Annotated in this window: 16 protein-coding genes, 2 tRNA genes and 1 pseudogene; 11 read left to right on the top strand and 8 right to left on the bottom strand. The window is 29.9% G+C overall.

Annotated elements, in window-relative coordinates:
* Positions 1 to 125 precede the first annotated feature (125 nt).
* Genes AAC008_RS06520 through AAC008_RS06505 form a run of 4 tightly spaced genes read left to right on the top strand, consistent with a single transcriptional unit; the run spans position 126 to position 2243 of the window.
* Positions 126 to 914 carry a HipA family kinase gene (locus tag AAC008_RS06520; protein ID WP_339888192.1) on the top strand — a complete coding sequence of 263 codons (789 nt, stop codon included), beginning with the start codon at positions 126 to 128 and terminating at the stop codon, positions 912 to 914.
* A complete protein-coding gene (locus tag AAC008_RS06515) occupies positions 892 to 1275 on the top strand; it encodes a DUF3037 domain-containing protein (protein ID WP_339888191.1) in 384 nt (127 codons plus the stop codon). The genes AAC008_RS06520 and AAC008_RS06515 overlap by 23 nt, the downstream gene beginning before the upstream one ends.
* 4 nt (positions 1276 to 1279) lie before the next feature.
* Complete coding sequence (locus AAC008_RS06510) at positions 1280 to 1960, top strand: peptidoglycan DD-metalloendopeptidase family protein (RefSeq protein ID WP_339888190.1); 681 nt, start codon at positions 1280 to 1282, stop codon at positions 1958 to 1960.
* Between the two features lie 52 nt (positions 1961 to 2012).
* Positions 2013 to 2243 (top strand): hypothetical protein, encoded by a 231-nt coding sequence (locus AAC008_RS06505; protein WP_339888188.1) that lies wholly within the window; start codon positions 2013 to 2015, stop codon positions 2241 to 2243.
* Between the two features lie 55 nt (positions 2244 to 2298).
* Here the strand turns inward: AAC008_RS06505 and galE are convergent, their stop codons facing one another.
* Positions 2299 to 3318 carry a UDP-glucose 4-epimerase GalE gene (gene galE / locus AAC008_RS06500; protein WP_339888187.1) on the bottom strand — a complete coding sequence of 340 codons (1020 nt, stop codon included), beginning with the start codon at positions 3316 to 3318 and terminating at the stop codon, positions 2299 to 2301.
* A 57-nt stretch (positions 3319 to 3375) separates the two neighbouring features.
* Positions 3376 to 4515, bottom strand: a pseudogene (locus AAC008_RS06495) (DegT/DnrJ/EryC1/StrS family aminotransferase); the annotation flags it as partial.
* 176 nt (positions 4516 to 4691) lie between these two features.
* On the opposite strand from AAC008_RS06495, the gene AAC008_RS06490 reads away from it, so the two are divergent.
* The 3 genes from AAC008_RS06490 to AAC008_RS06480 all read left to right on the top strand — a co-directional run bounded on the left by AAC008_RS06490 (position 4692) and on the right by AAC008_RS06480 (position 8488).
* Positions 4692 to 5951: a glycosyltransferase N-terminal domain-containing protein gene (locus AAC008_RS06490; protein ID WP_339888185.1), complete on the top strand. Its 1260-nt coding sequence runs from the start codon at positions 4692 to 4694 to the stop codon at positions 5949 to 5951.
* A 53-nt stretch (positions 5952 to 6004) separates the two neighbouring features.
* Positions 6005 to 8140 carry a S46 family peptidase gene (locus AAC008_RS06485; protein ID WP_339888184.1) on the top strand — a complete coding sequence of 712 codons (2136 nt, stop codon included), beginning with the start codon at positions 6005 to 6007 and terminating at the stop codon, positions 8138 to 8140.
* A 156-nt stretch (positions 8141 to 8296) separates the two neighbouring features.
* Positions 8297 to 8488, top strand: a complete 192-nt coding sequence (locus AAC008_RS06480) for a hypothetical protein (protein ID WP_339888183.1) — start codon at positions 8297 to 8299, stop codon at positions 8486 to 8488.
* Positions 8489 to 8572: 84 nt separating this feature from the next.
* Here AAC008_RS06480 and AAC008_RS06475 read toward each other — a convergent pair whose 3' ends face one another.
* The 4 genes from AAC008_RS06475 to mutS form a co-directional block, all read right to left on the bottom strand.
* Complete coding sequence (locus tag AAC008_RS06475) at positions 8573 to 8920, bottom strand: DUF1508 domain-containing protein (protein ID WP_339888182.1); 348 nt, start codon at positions 8918 to 8920, stop codon at positions 8573 to 8575.
* 120 nt (positions 8921 to 9040) lie between these two features.
* Positions 9041 to 9126: transfer RNA gene (locus AAC008_RS06470), tRNA-Leu, on the bottom strand.
* 35 nt (positions 9127 to 9161) lie between these two features.
* A tRNA-Gly gene (locus AAC008_RS06465) sits at positions 9162 to 9234 on the bottom strand.
* A gap of 214 nt (positions 9235 to 9448) precedes the next feature.
* Positions 9449 to 12013 carry a DNA mismatch repair protein MutS gene (mutS, locus tag AAC008_RS06460; protein ID WP_339888385.1) on the bottom strand — a complete coding sequence of 855 codons (2565 nt, stop codon included), beginning with the start codon at positions 12011 to 12013 and terminating at the stop codon, positions 9449 to 9451.
* A gap of 147 nt (positions 12014 to 12160) precedes the next feature.
* Here mutS and AAC008_RS06455 point away from each other — a divergent pair, with 147 nt between their 5' ends.
* The gene (locus tag AAC008_RS06455) at positions 12161 to 12688 is read left to right on the top strand and encodes an RNA methyltransferase (RefSeq protein ID WP_339888181.1); all 528 of its coding nucleotides are present in this window, start codon (positions 12161 to 12163) and stop codon (positions 12686 to 12688) included.
* Positions 12688 to 12861 (top strand): hypothetical protein, encoded by a 174-nt coding sequence (locus AAC008_RS06450; protein WP_339888180.1) that lies wholly within the window; start codon positions 12688 to 12690, stop codon positions 12859 to 12861. The genes AAC008_RS06455 and AAC008_RS06450 overlap by 1 nt, the downstream gene beginning before the upstream one ends.
* 3 nt (positions 12862 to 12864) lie before the next feature.
* Here the strand turns inward: AAC008_RS06450 and folK are convergent, their stop codons facing one another.
* A complete protein-coding gene (gene folK, locus AAC008_RS06445; RefSeq protein WP_339888179.1) occupies positions 12865 to 13998 on the bottom strand; it encodes a 2-amino-4-hydroxy-6-hydroxymethyldihydropteridine diphosphokinase in 1134 nt (377 codons plus the stop codon).
* 118 nt (positions 13999 to 14116) lie between these two features.
* Between folK and sppA the strand changes: the two genes are divergently transcribed.
* Complete coding sequence (gene sppA, locus AAC008_RS06440; protein WP_339888178.1) at positions 14117 to 15889, top strand: signal peptide peptidase SppA; 1773 nt, start codon at positions 14117 to 14119, stop codon at positions 15887 to 15889.
* A 249-nt stretch (positions 15890 to 16138) separates the two neighbouring features.
* A complete protein-coding gene (locus AAC008_RS06435) occupies positions 16139 to 18745 on the top strand; it encodes an AsmA-like C-terminal region-containing protein (RefSeq protein ID WP_339888176.1) in 2607 nt (868 codons plus the stop codon).
* A 61-nt stretch (positions 18746 to 18806) separates the two neighbouring features.
* On the opposite strand, the gene AAC008_RS06430 is transcribed toward AAC008_RS06435, so the two are convergent.
* Entirely contained in the window at positions 18807 to 19598 is a 792-nt protein-coding gene (locus tag AAC008_RS06430) for a DUF2797 domain-containing protein (protein WP_339888175.1), read from the bottom strand.
* Positions 19599 to 19607: the final 9 nt, after the last annotated feature.

Genomic DNA, 19607 nt, shown 5'->3' with positions numbered 1-19607 from the left:
ATCTTACACAATAACTTCATATTAAATGTACCACAAATTATTACATTTTAAAATATATTATCCAAAATAACTTAAAAAATCATCCTATATTTTTAGTTATCTTTGTTGAAAGAATGCTTTTATTTATGAATTTAGATTTACGTACTGTAAACGTTACACGTTATATCACTCCTCTTCGAGAAGGTGGCTCGTTACCTGCATTAGCTGAAGCTGATGATGATTTTAAATATGTTTTAAAATTTCGAGGAGCAGGTCACGGTGTAAAAGCACTTATCGCTGAATTTTTAGGTGGACAAATTGCTAAATATTTGGAATTACCCGTTCCAGAATTAGTATTTGCTAATTTGGATGAAGCCTTTGGAAGAACAGAAGCTGATGAAGAAATTCAAGATTTATTGAAATTTAGTCAAGGTTTAAACTTAGGATTACATTTCTTATCTGGAGCCTTAACTTATGATGCAGCGGCAAATGATTGTGAGGCTACTTTAGCTTCAAAAATAGTATGGTTAGATGCTTTTATCATAAATGTTGACAGAACTTTTAAAAACACCAATTTATTAATTTGGAAAAAAGAACTTTGGCTAATTGATCATGGTGCTGCATTTTATTTTCATCATTCTTGGACCAATTGGGAAGCAACTGCAAAAACACCTTTTGCTTTAATTAAAGATCACGTTTTACTACCTAAGGCATCAAAATTAGATGAAGTTCATACTGAATTTACTTCAAAATTAAATGATTCAATATTAAAAGAAATTGTAAATCAAATTCCTGAAGATTGGTTGCATTGGGAAGATCAAAATATTTCACCAAACGAAATTAGGGAGATTTATTTTCAATTTTTATCTATACGATTGCAAAACTCAGAATTATTTTTAAAACAAGCGCAAGATGCACGAAAAACACTTATATGAATATGCTGTAATTCGTGTTGTACCTAAAGTTGAACGCGAAGAATTTATTAATGTTGGTTTGATGCTTTACTCAAAACGTCAAAAATATTTGCGCATTAAATACAATATTCCGTCTGAAAAAATAAAAGCTTTCTGTACTGATTTTGATTTAGAACTTCTAAAAATCAATCTTGAGGCTTTAGTAAATATCTGTGAAGGCAAAAAAGAAGGTGGTCCAATAGCTCAATTTGAAAAAGATGAACGTTTTAGATGGATTTCAGCTATAAAAAGCTCAAGTATACAAACTTCAAGACCACATTCTGGCTTTAGTGTTGATTTAGATAAAACTTTCGAAAAATTATATAATGAATTAGTAGAATAATAATATGAATAGAAATTTAGAAGAATTACTTATAGAACAAAAAAATATAAAAGTCATTGATTCATCAATTGATTACAAAGATTATGTGGCTTTAGATTTATCAGCAACTCACACAGATCAATTAGATTTAAATTTAACTGACGCTTTAATTTTTGAAGAATTCGTTGAAAATCACTTATCAAATAATAAAGCAAAAGTTGCATTTGGTGGTTATTTAGAAACAAGAAATTTATACAGAAGAAGTGAAGTTTTTAAAAACGAAATCACAGATGAACGCAACATTCATATTGGATTAGATTTATGGATAAAAGCCGGAACTAGTGTTTTAGCAGCACTAGACGGAAAAATTCACAGCTTTCAAAACAATACTGCTTTAGGAGATTATGGCCCAGCGATAATTTTAGAACACACAATTGACAACCTAACTTTTTACACATTATACGGACATTTAAGTCTTGATAGTTTAGATGGAAAATCAGTTGGTCAAATTGTAAAAAAAGGGAATCAAATTGCAACACTTGGAGCAGCGCCAATAAATGGTGATTATGCACCGCATTTACATTTTCAGATTATAAAAGACATGCAAGGAAAAAAAGGAGATTATCCAGGTGTATGTAGTAAAAAAGAAGTGGATTTTTATACAAGAAATTGTCCTAACCCAAATTTTCTATTGAAGATTAAATAGTTTTTTATATATTTGATTATCAAATAATTATTAATTTAAAAAACATTAATTTATGAAAAAAGTAATTTTAGCATTAGCATTTGTATCAACTCTAGCATTTGTATCTTGTAAAGAATCTACTGAAGATAAGGTAGAAGATGCAACCGAAGCTGTTGGAACTGAAATCGAAACGGCAACTGAAGATGCAGTTGATGCAATTGACTCTACAGCAACAGAAGTTGGACACGACATGAAAGAAGGTGCAGAGAATATGGAAAAAAAGATGGATGAAGCTGTAAAGTAGTTTCTTCCTAAAAATGAGAAAGCCCAAATAATTTTACTTATTTGGGCTTTTTTTATTAATTTGAACTTCTGATTTTCTGTTCCCATTTCCAAGCGCTTGATAAAGCTTCTTCTAAAGTAGATTTTGCTTTCCAACCTAGAACATTATTTGCTTTATCGGTATTGGCATAAGCTTCCGTAATATCACCTTCTCTTCTACCAACAATTTGATAATTTAATTTTTTATTGGACACTTTTTCAAAAGTATTTATTACTTCTAAAACAGAACTTCCTGTTCCTGTTCCTAAGTTAAAAGTTTCTACTTTTTCAAGATTTTTTTTGTCTAATAAACGTTTCAAGGCAACAACATGAGCTTTTGCTAAATCCACTACGTGAATATAATCACGAACTGCTGTTCCGTCTAATGTAGGATAATCATCTCCATAAACAGATAATTTTTCACGTAAACCCATTGCAGTTTGTGTAATAAAAGGTACTAAATTTTGCGGAACTCCTAAAGGTAATTCTCCAATTTCAGCAGTTGGATGTGAACCAATAGGATTAAAATAACGCAATAAAATTGAATTCACATTTGTTATTTTAGCTACATCAGTAATTATTTCTTCACCAATTTGCTTGGTGTTTCCATAAGGCGACATTGCTGGTTGAATGGATGCATTTTCAGTAATAGGCATATTTTCGGCTTGACCGTAAACTGTACATGAAGAACTAAATATAAAGTTTGCTTTATCTAATTTTGTTAATTCTTGCAAAACATAAACCAAAGCATTTATATTGTTTTCATAGTACAACAAAGGATTCTCTACACTTTCTCCTACAGCTTTTGAAGCCGCAAAATGAATTACACCAACAACATCACTATGTCTTAAAAAAAAATCTTGAACTGCTGTTTTTTCTCTTAAATCTAATTTTTCGAAAATTGGTTTTTTTCCTGTGATATTGAAAATTCCGTCTAAAACTTTTTCAGATGAATTTGATAAATTATCAATAGCTACAACTTCAAAACCTTCATTTTGTAATTCTACTACTGTGTGAGAACCTATAAATCCTAAACCTCCTGTGACTACTATTTTCATGTTTTCGATTTCTCGATTATTCGATTATTCGATTATTCGAACGATCTAAAAATCGAATTAAACAAATTCTAAAATAGAATCCGTTATAAATTTAATTTGTTCATCATCTAATTCAGTATGCATAGGCAAAGCAATAACTTCTTTACATAATTGGTTAGTTACCGGAAAATCTTCTTCCTTATATCTTGTATCAGCATACGCTTTTTGACTGTGTAAAGGAATTGGATAATATATTGCACAAGGAATATCTTTACTTTGTAAATGCGCTAATAAACCATCGCGTTTTCCATTTGTAATTCTGATAACATATTGATGAAAAACATGACAATCACAAGTATCACAAATTGTTGGTGCTACAATATTTAGATTTAAACCTAGTGCAGCAGAATATTTTCTTGCAGCATCTTGACGTGCTTTATTATATTCGTCTAAACGAGATAATTTTGCTTTTAAAACTCCAGCTTGTATACTATCTAAACGAGAATTTACTCCAACCACATCATGATGATATCTTTCATACATTCCGTGATTTACAATTCCTCTTAATTTATGAGCTAATGCATCATCATTTGTGAAAATTGCTCCACCATCACCATAACAACCTAAATTTTTAGAGGGAAAAAATGAAGTTGCTCCAACATGACCAATCGTTCCAACTTTAGTTTTTGAACCATCTTTTGAAGTATAATCTGCTCCAATAGCTTGAGCATTATCTTCAATTACATATAAATTATGTTCCTTAGCAATTTCCATTATGGCATCCATATTTACCGAACGGCCAAATAAATGAACTGGAACAATCGCCTTTGTTTTTGGAGTAATTGCTTTTTTAATAGCTTCCAACGAAATATTCATATTATTCATATCAACATCCACTAAAACTGGAGTCAATTGTAATAATGCAATAACTTCAACAGTTGCCGCAAAAGTAAAATCGGCAGTAATTACTTCATCACCTGGTTTTAAATCTAATCCCATCATGGCAATTTGCAACGCATCTGTACCATTAGCACAAGGAATTACATGTTTTACTCCTAAATATTTCTCTAAATCTGCTTGAAATTGATGAACCAATGGCCCATTTATGTATGTATTTGTATCTAAAACTTCTTGAATTGAAGCGTTAACTTCATCTTTAATTTTTTCGTATTGACTTTTTAAGTCAACCATTTGTAGTTTTTTCATATGTTGATAGTCGTTATTTTTTAATGGTCAAATGTAAATCCATGAGAAAAAAATCTGTAATGATTCTAATTCTTTAATTTGGATACTTCATTTGAAATAAAATTAAGTGTTACAAAAGTAAGAAATTCTAACTTACAATTTAAAATTACACAAAAGAAACGTATTTTTAACCCATTAAAAAGAAATCCATGCTTACTGTTTATAATCTAATTGTTTATTTAGCCTCGCAAATTCTTAAAATAGTTGCTTTGTTTAGTCCAAAAATGAAGCTTTTTGTAAATGGTCGAAAAACAGTTTACTCTACTTTAAAAAGTAAAATTAAATCTGATGATAAAACGATTTGGTTCCATGCTGCCTCACTAGGTGAATATGAACAAGGCTTGCCCGTTATAGAAAAAATCAAAGATAAATTTCCTTCCCATAAAATTGTTGTTACTTTCTTTTCTCCTTCTGGATATGAGGTTCGAAAAAACAATACTGTAGCTGATGTTACTGTTTATTTACCGTTAGACACCAAATCAAATGCTAAACAATTTTTAGATTTAGCACATCCAGAACTAGTTTTCTTTATTAAGTACGAATATTGGCCTAATTATTTAAATGAACTGAAAAAACTAAATATTAAAACTTACTTAATTTCAGGAATTTTAAGAGAAGATCAAGCGTTTTTTAAATGGTATGGTGGTTTTTATAAAGATGCTTTAAAGACTTTTGATTACTTTTTTGTTCAAAATGAAAAATCTAAAAAATTATTACAAAGCATTGGATTCAATAATGTGAAAATTTCTGGTGATACACGTTTTGACCGAGTAGTTTCTATTTTAGAAAGAGACAATTCTTTAGGTTATATTGAAGAATTTAAAGACAACGAAACAACTATAGTAATTGGGAGTTCTTGGCCAAAAGACGAAAATTTACTGATTGAATACATTAATAATTCATCTGAAAATGTAAAATTTATTATTGCACCACATAACATCAAACAAGAACAAATTCAAGAATTAAAGAATTTAATTAAGAAAAAAAGTATCCTATTTTCAGAAAAAGATGAGATTCTGAATCAAGTTCAGAATGACAAATTAGCTGATTTTCAAGTTTTCATTATTGACACCATTGGAATTCTAACAAAAATATATTCTTACGCAGATATTGCCTATGTTGGTGGTGGATTTGGAAATCCTGGTGTGCATAATATTTTAGAACCAGCTACTTTTGGTGTTCCAATTGTTATTGGTCCAAATTATTCGCATTTTGCAGAAGCAACCGCTTTGGTTAACATGGATGGATGTATTTCTATTCAAAACCAAACCCAACTTAATGAAGCATTGAACTTATTACTTCAAAATGAAGATGAACGTTTCGAAAAAGGGCATATTTGCAGCACTTTTGTTCAAATGAATAAAGGAGCATCAGATAGTATCATGAATTATATTATTAATAAAAATTAATTTAGAGAAAATTATAAAAATCGTAACTTGCAATACTTATCAAATTAAAAAAAATGAAACATATTAAATTACTATTACTACTTTTCGTTATTTCAACACAAGCCCAACAAGGTGGAATGTGGATTCCTTCTTTGTTAAACGGAATGAATGAAACCGAAATGAAATCGCTTGGAATGAAAATTTCAGCAAAAGACATTTATGATGTCAATAATTCAAGTTTAAAAGATGCTGTTCCGCATTTTAATGGTGGATGTACCTCTGAAGTTATTTCTCCAAAAGGATTAATTTTAACAAATCATCACTGTGGTTATGGAGCAATTCAAAATCATTCTACTGTTGAACACGATTATCTTCAAGACGGATTTTGGGCTTACAAAATGGAAGACGAATTACCCAATAAAGGAATGGTCGTAACTTTTGTTGTTCGCATTGAAGACGTAACACCAAAAATCTTAGAAGGAACTGAAACTTTAACAGACGAAGCTCAAAAACAAAAGAAAATTCAAGACAACATTCAACTTCTTAGCGAAAAATCTCTAAAAGAATCTTGGCAGGAAAACAAAATCAAAACTTTTTATGATGGAAATCAGTACCTTTTATTTGTAACTGAAACTTATAAAGATGTTCGTTTAGTAGGTGCGCCACCGAGTTCTATTGGAAAATTTGGTTCAGATACAGACAATTGGGTTTGGCCACGTCATACTGGTGATTTTTCATTATTCAGAATTTATGCTGATAAAAACAATCGTCCAGCAGAATATTCAGTAGATAACGTTCCCTACAAACCAAAACATTTTCTACCAATTTCAACAAAAGGTATTAAAGAAAATGATTTCACTATGGTATTAGGTTACCCTGGAAGAACACAAGAGTATTTGCCTTCTTTCGCTGTGGAACAAATTGTAAATGATTTAAATCCTGCAAAAATTGAAATTCGTGATGCAGCTTTAAAAGTACAAGATGGATTTATGCGAAAAGATCAAGCTATTAAAATTCAATATGCTTCAAAATTTGCGAGTGTAGCTAATTATTGGAAAAAATGGATTGGAGAAAGCAAGGGATTAAAAAAATCAAATGCAGTTGGAATCAAACAAAAATTTGAAACTGACTTTATGAATAGAGTTGCAAAAGCTGGAAAACAAACTGAATATGGAAATTTACTTTCTGAATTTGAAAAAAATTATACTGAAATTAAAGATTACGCTGTTGCAAGAGATTATTTTAGTGAAGTTGTTTTAAGAAATACCGAATTATTGAGCTTTGGCTTCAAATTATATCAATTAGAACAAGTTTATACTTCTAAAGGAGAACAATCATTTAACGACAGAAAAAACAACTTAATAGCGGGTTTTGAAGATTCTTACAAAGATTTTAATGCACAAGTTGATGAAAAAGTTTTTGAGCAATTAATTCATTTGTATGCAACAAAATCTCCAAAACAGTTTTTACCTAGTTCTTTAGAAAATGTAAATGCTACTAATTTGTCGAAAGAAATTTATTCAACTTCTAGTTTAACTAGTTATGAAAAATTAAAAGAATTATTAAACGGAGATGCAAAATCAGTACTTGAAAAACTAAACAATGATAAAGGTTTTCAGTTAGTAAAATCCTTAGCTGATGCTTATTATTCTAAAATCGCTCCAACTTATAGCGAACTAGATTTAAAAAATTCAGCTTTACAAAGAACTTACATGAAGGCTATTGTTGAATTATTCCCAAACGACAGAATTTTCCCAGATGCCAATAGTACCTTACGTGTAACTTATGGAAAAGTAAAAGGTTATGCACCACAAGATGCTGTTTATTATGAACCTATTACTTATTTAGATGGTGTAATGGAAAAATATATACCTGGAGATTATGAATTTGATGTGTCTCAAAAATTAGTAGATCTATACAACAAGAAAGACTACGGAGATTATGCAGCTAAAAACGGCAAATTACCAGTTAATTTTATTGCTACAAATCATACAACAGGAGGAAACTCAGGAAGTCCAGCAATTGACGCAAAAGGAAACCTAATTGGATTAAACTTTGATAGAGTTTGGGAAGGAACAATGAGTGATATCTATTATAGTCCAGATATCTGTAGAAACATTATGGTAGACATTAGATATGTACTATTTATCATTGATAAGTATGCTAATGCTCAGAATATTATCTCAGAATTAAAGTTAGTAAAAAAATAATTTGAAAAAAATAATTTTGGCACGGATATTGTAAATACATACTCCGGAATTCAAGGATAAAAAATAATTTGAAAAAAATAACAAAAAATATTTTGTCATATCAAAAAATTTATATCTTTGCTCCGAATTAATAATTAACCCTTTATAATAAAAAAGATGAAAAAAGTTGTATTAAGTTTAGCATTAGTTGCTATGATGTTCGTATCTTGTAAAGAAACTGAAGCTAACGTAGAAGAAGCTGCTGTTGCTACTGAAGAAGTTGCTGTTGAAACAGTTGAAACTGTTGAAGTTGCTGTTGATTCTCCTGCAGTTGCTGTTGAAGCTACTACTGAAGAAGTTGCTAAGTAATTAGAAGCTATCAAAAAAATAAAGTCTCACATTGTGAGACTTTTTTTTTGATTTATTTTTTTTAACGTAATCTATTTACTACAATTAATCTTTGAAAATATCTAATTCTAAAGTAAAATCTAAAATCTCAGATTGATTACCATACTTAACTATTTCATTAATACTTTTTTGCAACATCAATTGAGTAGAGAATTTTCTACTTACAGCGATTTCTTTTTCTTTTAATACAATTTTAAAATAAAATTTACCTTTTGTTGATTTAAATTGCATAAAAAAACAATCTTCCAATCTGGTTTTTAAGTTTTCTATTTCATTTTCACATTCAAACCTCAACTCAAAGTCCTTACTAATAAAAATAGGCTTGCCTTTTCTAGATACAAATTCGTATTTATATAAGTCGTTTATTCTTTTAGTAATAACAAATGTTCCCATAATTGTTTTTGTAATAAAACAGCAAGCTACTATTTTAAAATCAGGAATAAAAAGGTTTAAAAAAAAGTATTGAAGATGTTATAAACAAAAAAAGCTCCAAACATAGTTTGAAGCTTTTAGTACTCGAGGCGGGACTTGAACCCGCACGGGCATTACTACCCACTGGATTTTAAGTCCAGCGTGTCTACCAATTCCACCACTCAAGCATTTGGTTTAACAAAAAACCATTGGTATATTTTTGAGCGAAAAACGGGGCTCGAACCCGCGACCTCGACCTTGGCAAGGTCGCGCTCTACCAGCTGAGCTATTTTCGCGTTTATGATAAAACTCAAAAAAGACTAGATTTAGTAGAACATAATCACACTCTATTAGGAGTCTATTTTCACTTTATATTTTTAAGAACTTCGCCATACTTGTTCCGTATTGCGGTTGCAAATGTACACTATAATTTTAATTTCGCAAACCTTTTTTAATAAAATATTTCAAAAAATAAATAACCTATTGATAGTGATTTATTTACAATTGAAATTATTTTACAATCATTCGTTTTATTTCATTCAATTTCATCAAAGCTTCAACTGGAGTCAAGGTATTGATGTCTAAATTCACAATTTGATCCCTAATTTCTTCTAATAATGGATCATCTAAATTGAAAAAACTTAATTGCAACTCATCATTTGCGTCTTTTATATTTAACAATTCACTCGAAGAATGATTTTTCTCTAACTTCTTCAACAAATTTTGTGCTTTTTGAATCACGACTTGAGGCATTCCAGCCATTTTTGCCACATGAATACCAAAACTGTGAGCACTTCCACCTTTTACTAATTTACGAATGAATAAAACAGTATCTTTTAATTCCTTTACAGAAACATTAAAATTCTGAACTCTATCAAACGTAACTTCCATTTCATTTAATTCATGGTAATGGGTTGCAAATAGTGTTTTTGGCTTGTTTGGATGCTCGTGTAAAAACTCGGCAATAGCCCAAGCAATAGAAATTCCGTCATAAGTTGATGTTCCTCTTCCTATTTCATCTAATAAAATCAAACTTCTTTCTGATAAATTATTCAAAATAGAAGCCGTTTCATTCATTTCGACCATAAAAGTAGATTCACCCATCGAAATATTATCACTTGCTCCTACTCTAGTGAAAATTTTATCCACAATTCCCATTCTAACAGCTTCTGCTGGGACAAAACTCCCCATTTGAGCCAATAACACAATCAAAGCTGTTTGTCGCAAAATAGCCGACTTACCAGACATGTTTGGCCCAGTAATCATAATGATTTGTTGGGTTTCTCTATCTAAAAACACATTATTAGAAATATAAGGTACTCCAACAGGCAATTGTTTTTCGATAACAGGGTGACGACCTTCAGTAATTTCCAAATCAAAACTATCATCAATTTGAGGTTGCACGAATTTTTGCTCGATGGCAATTTGCGTATACGCATTTAAACAATCCAACTGTGCAATTAAATTGGCGTTCAACTGAACAGGTCTAATATACGTCGACATCCAATGAATTAATTGCTCAAATAATTGATTTTCTAAAACCTGTATTTTTTCTTCAGCACCTAAAATTTTAGCTTCATATTCTTTTAATTCTTCTGTAATATATCTTTCCGCACTTACTAAAGTTTGTTTTCTAATCCATTCTTCAGGAACTTTATCTTTATGTGTATTTCTAACTTCAATATAATAACCAAAAACATTATTGAAAGACACTTTTAAAGATGTAATTCCGGTTTTTTCACTTTCACGAAGTTCTAAGTCGTCTAAAAAACCTTTCCCTTTTGAAGAAATGGCTCTTAATTCATCTAATTCTTCATTTACCCCAGAAGCAATAGCGTTTCCTTTATTAATTGCAACAGGTGCTTCTTGATTTAAAGTGGATTTTATTTTTTCACGAAGTAATTCACAAGCATGCAAACTATCACCAATAACCTTTAAAGAATCATTATTTGAAGACAAGGCTAATTCTTTAATCGGAATTATAGCTTCTAATGAATCTTTCAAATAAATAACTTCTCTTGGAGAAATTTTTCCTGTAGCAACTTTAGAAATTAAGCGTTCTAAATCTGAAATTTGCTTAATTTGATGTTGTATTTTTTGCAAAACGGCAACATTATCTTTTAAATAAGCTACAACTTCATGACGACTTTTTATTTTGACAGCATCTTTTAAAGGCAAAGCCAACCAACGTTTTAATAAACGCGAACCCATTGGAGACAATGTTTTATCAATAACATCCAAAAGCGTTACAGCATTTTGATTCGTAGAATGATATAATTCTAAATTCCTTATGGTAAATCTATCCATCCAAACATAAGCATCTTCTGCAATGCGTTGAATAGAAGTTATGTGTTGAATTTTATTATGTTGGGTTTCTGATAAATAATATAAAATAGCTCCAGATGAAATGATTCCTTCGTGTAATTCTTCAATTCCAAAACCTTTTAAGGAATTGGTTTGAAAATGATTGGTTAAACTTTCAAAAGCATAATCTTGTTTAAAAACCCAATCTTCCAAAAAGAAAGTATGATAATCTTCTCCAAAAACTTCCTTAAACTTTAACTTGAATTGCTTCGGAATTAAAACTTCACTGGGTTGAAAATTTTGCAATAATTTATCAATGTATTCTTCATTTCCTTGAGCCGTTAAAAATTCACCTGTTGAAACATCTAAAAACGAAATTCCAATAGAGATTTTTCCAAAATGTAATGCGGCCAAAAAGTTATTTGATTTGGACTGCAAAACCTCATCATTCATGGAAACTCCAGGAGTTATTAATTCGGTTACACCACGTTTTACAATGGTTTTAGTCATTTTTGGATCTTCTAATTGATCACAAATCGCCACACGCAATCCTGCTTTGACTAATTTTGGTAAATATGTATTTATTGAATGATGTGGAAAACCACACAAAGCAGTTTCTGTTGCAGAACCAGCACCACGTTTTGTTAAAGTAATTCCTAAAATTCCTGCAGCACGAACAGCGTCTTCCCCAAAGGTTTCATAAAAATCTCCAACACGAAATAACAAGCAAGCATCAGGATATTTTGCCTTAATGCCATTGTATTGTTTCATTAAAGGAGTTTCTTTAACTTCTTTTGAATTAGATTCTTTTGCTGATTTCTTAGCCACAATATATATTTTTAGGTAATGCTTGCGAAGTTACGAAAATCAATGACAATTTCAATTTCAAAATTATAAACAAAAAACTACCTTTGCCACATGAAAAAATTAGCTAACCAAGAATTAAATAGAATCAGTAAAGAAGAATTTAAAGAAGCTGAAAAAACTCCGATTATCATCATTTTAGATGATATTAGAAGTTTGCACAATATTGGTTCTGTTTTTAGAACTTCTGATGCTTTTTTGATTGAAAAAATCTATTTATGTGGAATTACGGCAGTTCCTCCAAACAAGGAAATTCACAAAACAGCTTTAGGAGCAACCGACACAGTTACTTGGGAATATGCAAAAGATGTTTTGGAAGTAATTGAAAAATTAAAAGCCGAACAAGTTGCTATTTATTCAATAGAACAAGTTGAAAATTCTATTATGTTGAATAATTTTCAGCCTGAAGTTGATAAAAAATATGCGTTAATTTTTGGAAATGAAGTAAAAGGAGTTCAACAAGAAGCTATTAATTTAAGTAATGGTGTAATTGAAATTCCGCAATTAGGAAGCAAGCATTCTCTTAACATTTCTGTTAGTGCTGGAATTGTAATTTGGGATTTATTTCAAAAATTAAACTAATGAAAATAGGACCTTTATCAATAGTGATTTTACTTGTTTCTTTTGCATTTATGCTAGTAACAACTTTGGATTGGATTGATAACAATCCATTTAGCGATTATAAAATTCTTGCTGCTTTACAATTTATGCTTATTGGAAGAGTTGTTCTTAAAAATCAAAGAAAAAAGAAATAGAGTCTATTTTATTTTGGCATTTATCTCATTCAATAAATAAACGTAATCACTTTGTTTTTTGATGAAATCTAAATCCGAAATATCAATTACCAAAACGTTTAAATCGGTTTGAGTTTTAATATAATCTAAATAACCACGATTGATTTTTTCTAAATATTCGGCTGGTATTTCTTGCTCGTAACTTCTTCCTCTTTTTTTGATATTTGACAAAAGTCGATCTGTATTCTGATATAAATAGACATATAAATCAGGTTTTGGCATTTCTTTTCGAATGATATCAAACATCGTTTTGTATAAACGAAATTCATCTTCATGTAAAGTAACTTTTGCAAAAATTAAGGATTTAAAAATATGATAATCGGCAACTATAAAATCTTTAAACAAATCAAATTGAGCCAAATCATCTGTCAATTGTTGATATCTATCAGCTAAAAACGACATTTCTAACGGAAAAGCATAACGATTTTGATCTTTATAAAATTTAGGCAAAAACGGATTATCTGCAAAACGTTCTAAAACTAATTTTGCATTACAATCTTCTGCTATTTTAGTAGCCAAAGTTGTTTTTCCTGCTCCAATATTTCCTTCAATAGCAATATAATTGAAGTTTTGTAAGTTTAATTTTTCAATTGGTGAAGTTAATTTTCCAACTATTTTACATTCGCTTTCATCTTCACAAACTTGGATTAATTCAGCAATAGATTTTCTAACTATGGGATGAACCCAATTCAGTCCTAAATCTTGCATAGGCAATAACACAAACATTCTATTCTGCATTTGTTTGTGTGGAATTTGCAAGTTTTCGGTTTCAACAATCTCTTCGTTTAAGGAAATAATATCAATATCAATTATTCTTGCCTGATAACCTTGTTGTTTTCCTCTGATTCTACCTAACTGTTTCTCAATTTTTAGAATTTGCGAAAGAATTTTTTGTGGAGACTTTGTGGTATGAATAACAATTGCGCAATTATAAAAAGGCTCACTTTCAAAACCCCAAGCTGGTGTTTCATATATCGTAGAAACTTTAACAACTGTTGCAATTTCGTTGTGAATTAAAGAAACACAAGACTCAATAGCTTCTAACCTATTTCCTATATTACTTCCAAGTGATAAAACGATTTGATTTTGCGAATTCATAGAATTACAAAATAACGAACATTTTTTGGCTTATCTAGAATGAATTTTATTTTTTTATAAACATGTAACATAATTACAAAATCATACACTTATAAGTATATTAATTAATAATTTAAAAATGAGATTTTTAAGTAACATTTTATCAACTATAATCGGAATATTTTTATTCTTTTTTATTTCCTTCTTTTTTATTTTAATCATTGGAGCAATTGCTGGAAGTGGTGATGGAAAACCTAAATTAAAGAAAAACTCGGTTATTGAATTAGATTTATCTGAGATCAGCTTAGATTATAATGGGAAATTTGAACCAAGTCCGTTTGAAGCATTATTTGACCAAGGAAAAAAAGCAAGTGTTATTGAAGTTATAGATGCCATTGAAGCTGCAAAAACAGACAAAGACATAAAAGGAATTTCTATATTAAAAAATAATTCTTCTTTAGGATTAGCGCAAAGCAAAGCAATAAGAAACAAATTAGATGAATTTAAAAAATCAGGAAAATTTGTTTATGCTTATTCTGATGTATTGAGCCAAAAAGATTATTATTTGAATTCGGTTGCAGACCAAGTATACTTAAACCCAGTTGGAGAATTAGATTTCAAAGGATTAGCTTCAGAGGTAATTTACATGAAAGATTTACAAGAAAAATCTGGTGTAAAATTTGAAGTAATTCGTCACGGAAAGTACAAAAGCGCTGTCGAACCGTTTTTAGCCCAAGAAATGAGTCCTGAAAACAGAGAACAACTAACCGTTTTATTACAGTCTGTTTGGCAAACTGTTGTAACAGATATTTCTAAGAGCAGAAACATAGATGTTGCCACTTTAAATACTATTGCTGACAATTTAGGAGCAAGAACACCAATATTAGCTCTTGAAACTAAATTAATTGACAAAATTGGGTATGAAGATGAGTATCATGACTTAATTCGAAGTAAATTAAAAGTTAAGAAAGATCAAGAATATGAGTCTATCTCAATATCAGATTATGCTTCATTAGCAGATTCTCCTTCAACTAATTTTACTGCTGATCATACTATTGCTGTAATTTATGCACAAGGAGAAATTCAAGGTGGTGAAGGAAGTGTAAATGTAATTGGAGAGGGTTCAATAAATCGTTCTTTAAAAGAAGCTCGCGAAGATGATGATGTAAAAGCAATTGTTTTACGAATAGATAGCCCAGGTGGAAGTGCTTTAACTTCTGAATTAATTTGGAGAGAAATCGAATTGACAAAAAAAGTAAAACCTGTCGTTGTTTCTATGGGTAATGTTGCCGCTTCTGGTGGCTATTATATTGCTTGTAATTCGGATTATATTTTTGCGGAACCAAATACCATAACAGGTTCGATTGGGGTTTTCGGAATGTTACCAAACATGAATGAACTAGGAAAAAATATCGGAATTAATGCTGAACAAGTAAAAACACATAAAAACGCAAGTGGTTATAGTGTATTTGAACCTTTAGACGAAGGTTTTAAAGCTGTAGTTTTAGAAAGTATTGAAGATGTGTATGGAACTTTTTTACAACGTGTTGCTGATGGAAGAAAAATGACTACAGAACAAGTTGACACAATAGCTCAAGGAAGAGTTTGGACTGGAACTGACGCCCTAAAAAACGGTTTAGTTGACAAACTAGGTAGTCTAGATGATGCTATTAAATACGCGGCAACTTTAGCAAAAGTTAAAGAATACAGAACAGAAAACTACCCAGAATATGAAAGCAGTTTTGAAGATTTATTAGCTAGCATGTCTGGAATTTCAATATTTAAAACTAAAGAAAGTTTATTAAAAGAACAATTAGGAACCGAAGGTTATATGCTTTTAGAAAAAATCAAAAGAGCCCAAAACATAAAAGGTGTTCAAGCTATGATGCCTTATGAGTTGGATATTAAATAGTATTAAGATTGAAGTATTAAGTCAAAATTAATCGATGTAGTCCTTGACAGAAAACTAATGACCACTAAACTAATGTTTAGTGGTTTTTTTATTTTATAAACTTCAAGTTAACCCTAAAAGAAGTGCTACTTATCGATTAATTCAGATTCTGTAAAACTTTATTAAAATCTTAATACATTCTTTTTCAAATTGGTATTACTTTTGCTTATCACTTTTATCTAATTTAAGTCACATTATAAATAAAACTTTATGCTAAAGAAAATTTTAAAAATCACAGGAATAACTTTACTTGTTGTAATTATTGGATTAGTTGCAGCACCTTTCATCTTTAAAGATAAAATTAAAGAGATGATTGCAAAAACACTGAACGAAAGTGTTGATGCAAAAGTTGCTTTTGAAGATGTAGATTTAAGTTTACTTAAAAGTTTTCCTTTAGCAAATGTTTCGATTGATAAATTAAGTATTATAAACAAAGCTCCTTTTGAAGGCGATACTTTGTTTTATAGTGGTGAAACGAATTTAAAAATGAGCATTAAAGAATTATTCAAAGATGCCTCAGAAACTATAAACTTAGAAAGCATTTCTGCTGAAAATGCGATTGTAAATATTATTTTTAATAAAGATGGCATAGGTAATTTTGACATCGCGTTAAAAGACGATCAACCTGAAACAGAAAGTGACAGTAAACCTTTTGCTTTAAATATTCAAGATTATAAAGTTGAGAATCTACGTTTTACTTATTTAGATCAAGGTTCAGATATGAAAATGGTTTTAGACAGTATTAATCACTCTGGAACTGGAAACTTTGCTGCACAAAAATTAGATTTAGACACAAAAACTACGGCTAAACTTTCCTTTGAAATGGAAAAAAACAAATACATGAACAATGTTGCTGTTACTTTAGATGCGGTTTTAGGAATTGACATGGATAAAATGAAGTTCGATTTCAAAGACAATAAAGCCTTAATAAATCAATTGCCATTAGAATTCAATGGCTTTCTTCAAATGGTAGATGATGGTCAATTATATGATTTAACATTTAAAACGCCAACTTCATCATTCAAAAACTTTTTAGGATTAGTACCAGAAGCTTACTCTGGAGACTTAGACAAAGTGCAAACTTCTGGTGATTTTACGGTAAATGGAAAAGTAAACGGAAAATTAACCGAAACTACTATTCCTAAATTCAACATTAAAATTGCTTCTATCAATGCTATGTTTAAATATCCTGATTTACCAAAAGCAGTAAAAAATATTGTAATTGATACAGATATTGTAAATGAGACTGGTTTAATGAATGATACTTACGTAAATTTAGATAAATTATCATTTTCGATAGATCAAGATGTTTTTAATGTAAAAGCGAATATCAGAAATTTCGAAAATGCTTTAGTAAATGCAGAATTAAAAGGAACTATCAATTTAGCGAATGTTACAAAAGCATATCCTGTTCAATTAGATATGCCTTTATCTGGAATATTAAAAGCTGATGTTGTCACTAAATTTGACATGAAATCAGTTGAAACTTCACAATATCAAAACATTCAAAATTCAGGAAATATGTCAATTACTGGCTTTAATTATGAAGGACCAGAATTAGCTAAACCATTCCGAATAAACAAAGCGGCAATTGTTTTCAATACAAGTAAAATTCAATTAAATGAGTTTGATGCAAAAACTGGTAGTTCTGATTTAAAAATAACAGGTGCTTTAGATAATTTCTATGGCTTTATGTTTAAAAATCAGGTATTGAAAGGTAATTTCAATATGAATTCTAATAATTTAATGGTTTCAGATTTTATGGAGCCAACAACTACAACTACGACAGAAGGAAAAAAAGCTACAGAAGCTGTGAAAATCCCTTCTTTTTTAGACTGTAGTATAACTGCAAAAGCTAACAATGTAGTTTATGATAATTTAATTTTAAAAGATGTTTCAGGAAACTTAGTTATTAAGGATGAAGCGATTGCTTTAAACAATTTAAAAATGGCAATTTTTGGAGGAAACATTGGCATGAATGGAACAGTTTCTACTAAAGGGAAAATTCCAACATTTAATATGGATTTAGGTTTAAATCAAGTTAATATAGCTGAATCGTTTACACAATTAGATATGTTGAATAAAATCGCACCAATTGCAGGTGTAATTAATGGAAAATTAAATTCAACAATAAAATTATCAGGTAATTTGACAAATGAGATGACACCTGATTTAAAAACGCTTTCGGGAGATTTAATTGGACAATTATTATCAACAACCATTAATGAGAAAAACTCAAAACTACTTTCAACTTTAACTTCTAACTTAAGTTTCATCAACTTAGATAAGTTAAATTTAAATGATGTAAAAGCAGCCTTATCATTTAGCGATGGTAAAGTAAACCTAAAACCATTAGATATAAAATATCAAGATATTAAATTAACTGTTGGTGGAACGCATGGATTTGATCAAGTTATGAATTATGATTTAAAATTTGATATTCCAACCAAATACTTAGGTACAGAAGTAAATAATCTTATTACTAAATTAACTCCTGCAGATGCTAAGAAAATGGAAAGTATTCCAATTAATGGTTTAATGACTGGAAGTTTTGCTGCACCAAAATTTACAACTGATTTAAAAGTTGCCACAACTAACTTAGTCACACAATTGGTTAAACAACAAAAAGATAAATACATCAACCAAGGATTAAGTCAATTAGGAAATGCCGCTGGTCTTCCAACAAAAACAGATTCTACCGGAACAATAGTTCCAAAAACTAAAGAAGAAGTTAAGGAAGAAGTCAAAGAGGTTGTAAAAGACAAAGTAAAAGACAAACTTAAAGACCTATTTAATAAAAAGAAAAAAGACGAATAAATTTTATAATACTCACGCAAAAAAATCCCTTTTCATTAATTTGGAAAGGGATTTTAATTTTCTATAAACTAATTCTCACAACATAACCTTCATTACTCCTAACATTAAAAACGGTTCCGTCTTCAAATAAGAGATATTGACCTTTAATTCCGGATACTTTTCCTGTAAAGAATGGTGTTTTATCTAAATTTAAACTTTTTACTTTTTTTGGATATTCTAAGACAGGATAATGCAAATCTAACAATTCAACTTTAGGCATAAAAAAAGGCTTTGCTTCAGTTGGCAACCATTGTTCAGCTTTTAGTCGTTCAGCTAATAAATCAACTTGAGGAACATCATTTTTAAGCATTTTTTGCCAAGCTGTTTTATCTGCAAAATGATTTTTTAAGGCAACTTCTGTAATTCCTGCTAAATAACGATTTGGAACCTCAACAATTGGAACGGCTTGCACTGCTCCTTGATCAATCCATCGTGTAGGAACTTGTGTGTTTCTGGTTACACCAACTTTTACTTCACTTGACAAAGCTAAATAAACAACATGAGGTTGCAATTGCACTTTTTTCTCATAAGCTAAATCTCTGTCTTCAATATCTAAATGAGCTGTACTTAATTCTGGACGCATAATCCAATCACCGACTGATGCACTACTCATAAAGCAATCATAACAATATCCTTGACGAAATATTTTCTTTTTCAAACCACAATTCAAACATTGAAATCCTTGAAAAACTATTTCGGTTTCTTTTCCAATTAACTGATTAACGTTTAAAAAACTATTTTCAAAAACCAAATAATATTGAATTGGGTTTCCTATTTCGGTTTGCATTTTGGTTAAAACACCTTCGTAAGTCATTCTTGTAAA

Origin of the sequence: uncultured Flavobacterium sp. (genome assembly GCF_963975515.1) — a bacterium.
GTDB lineage: Bacteria > Bacteroidota > Bacteroidia > Flavobacteriales > Flavobacteriaceae > Flavobacterium.
Note: the sequence above shows the minus strand (reverse complement) of the source record. Positions and strands in the feature narration are given on the sequence as shown.

Excerpts from the sequence above, each read along its gene's own strand:
- AAC008_RS06520 (WP_339888192.1), top strand. The coding sequence starts at position 126 with ATGAATTTAGATTTACGTACTGTAAACGTTACACGTTATATCACTCCT.
- AAC008_RS06515 (WP_339888191.1), top strand. The coding sequence starts at position 892 with ATGCACGAAAAACACTTATATGAATATGCTGTAATTCGTGTTGTACCT.
- AAC008_RS06510 (WP_339888190.1), top strand. The coding sequence starts at position 1,280 with ATGAATAGAAATTTAGAAGAATTACTTATAGAACAAAAAAATATAAAA.
- AAC008_RS06505 (WP_339888188.1), top strand. The coding sequence starts at position 2,013 with ATGAAAAAAGTAATTTTAGCATTAGCATTTGTATCAACTCTAGCATTT.
- galE (WP_339888187.1), bottom strand. The coding sequence starts at position 3,318 with ATGAAAATAGTAGTCACAGGAGGTTTAGGATTTATAGGTTCTCACACA.
- AAC008_RS06490 (WP_339888185.1), top strand. The coding sequence starts at position 4,692 with ATGCTTACTGTTTATAATCTAATTGTTTATTTAGCCTCGCAAATTCTT.
- AAC008_RS06485 (WP_339888184.1), top strand. The coding sequence starts at position 6,005 with ATGAAACATATTAAATTACTATTACTACTTTTCGTTATTTCAACACAA.
- AAC008_RS06480 (WP_339888183.1), top strand. The coding sequence starts at position 8,297 with ATGAAAAAAGTTGTATTAAGTTTAGCATTAGTTGCTATGATGTTCGTA.
- AAC008_RS06475 (WP_339888182.1), bottom strand. The coding sequence starts at position 8,920 with ATGGGAACATTTGTTATTACTAAAAGAATAAACGACTTATATAAATAC.
- mutS (WP_339888385.1), bottom strand. The coding sequence starts at position 12,013 with ATGAAACAATACAATGGCATTAAGGCAAAATATCCTGATGCTTGCTTG.
- AAC008_RS06455 (WP_339888181.1), top strand. The coding sequence starts at position 12,161 with ATGAAAAAATTAGCTAACCAAGAATTAAATAGAATCAGTAAAGAAGAA.
- AAC008_RS06450 (WP_339888180.1), top strand. The coding sequence starts at position 12,688 with ATGAAAATAGGACCTTTATCAATAGTGATTTTACTTGTTTCTTTTGCA.
- folK (WP_339888179.1), bottom strand. The coding sequence starts at position 13,998 with ATGAATTCGCAAAATCAAATCGTTTTATCACTTGGAAGTAATATAGGA.
- sppA (WP_339888178.1), top strand. The coding sequence starts at position 14,117 with ATGAGATTTTTAAGTAACATTTTATCAACTATAATCGGAATATTTTTA.
- AAC008_RS06435 (WP_339888176.1), top strand. The coding sequence starts at position 16,139 with ATGCTAAAGAAAATTTTAAAAATCACAGGAATAACTTTACTTGTTGTA.
- AAC008_RS06430 (WP_339888175.1), bottom strand. The coding sequence starts at position 19,598 with ATGACTTACGAAGGTGTTTTAACCAAAATGCAAACCGAAATAGGAAAC.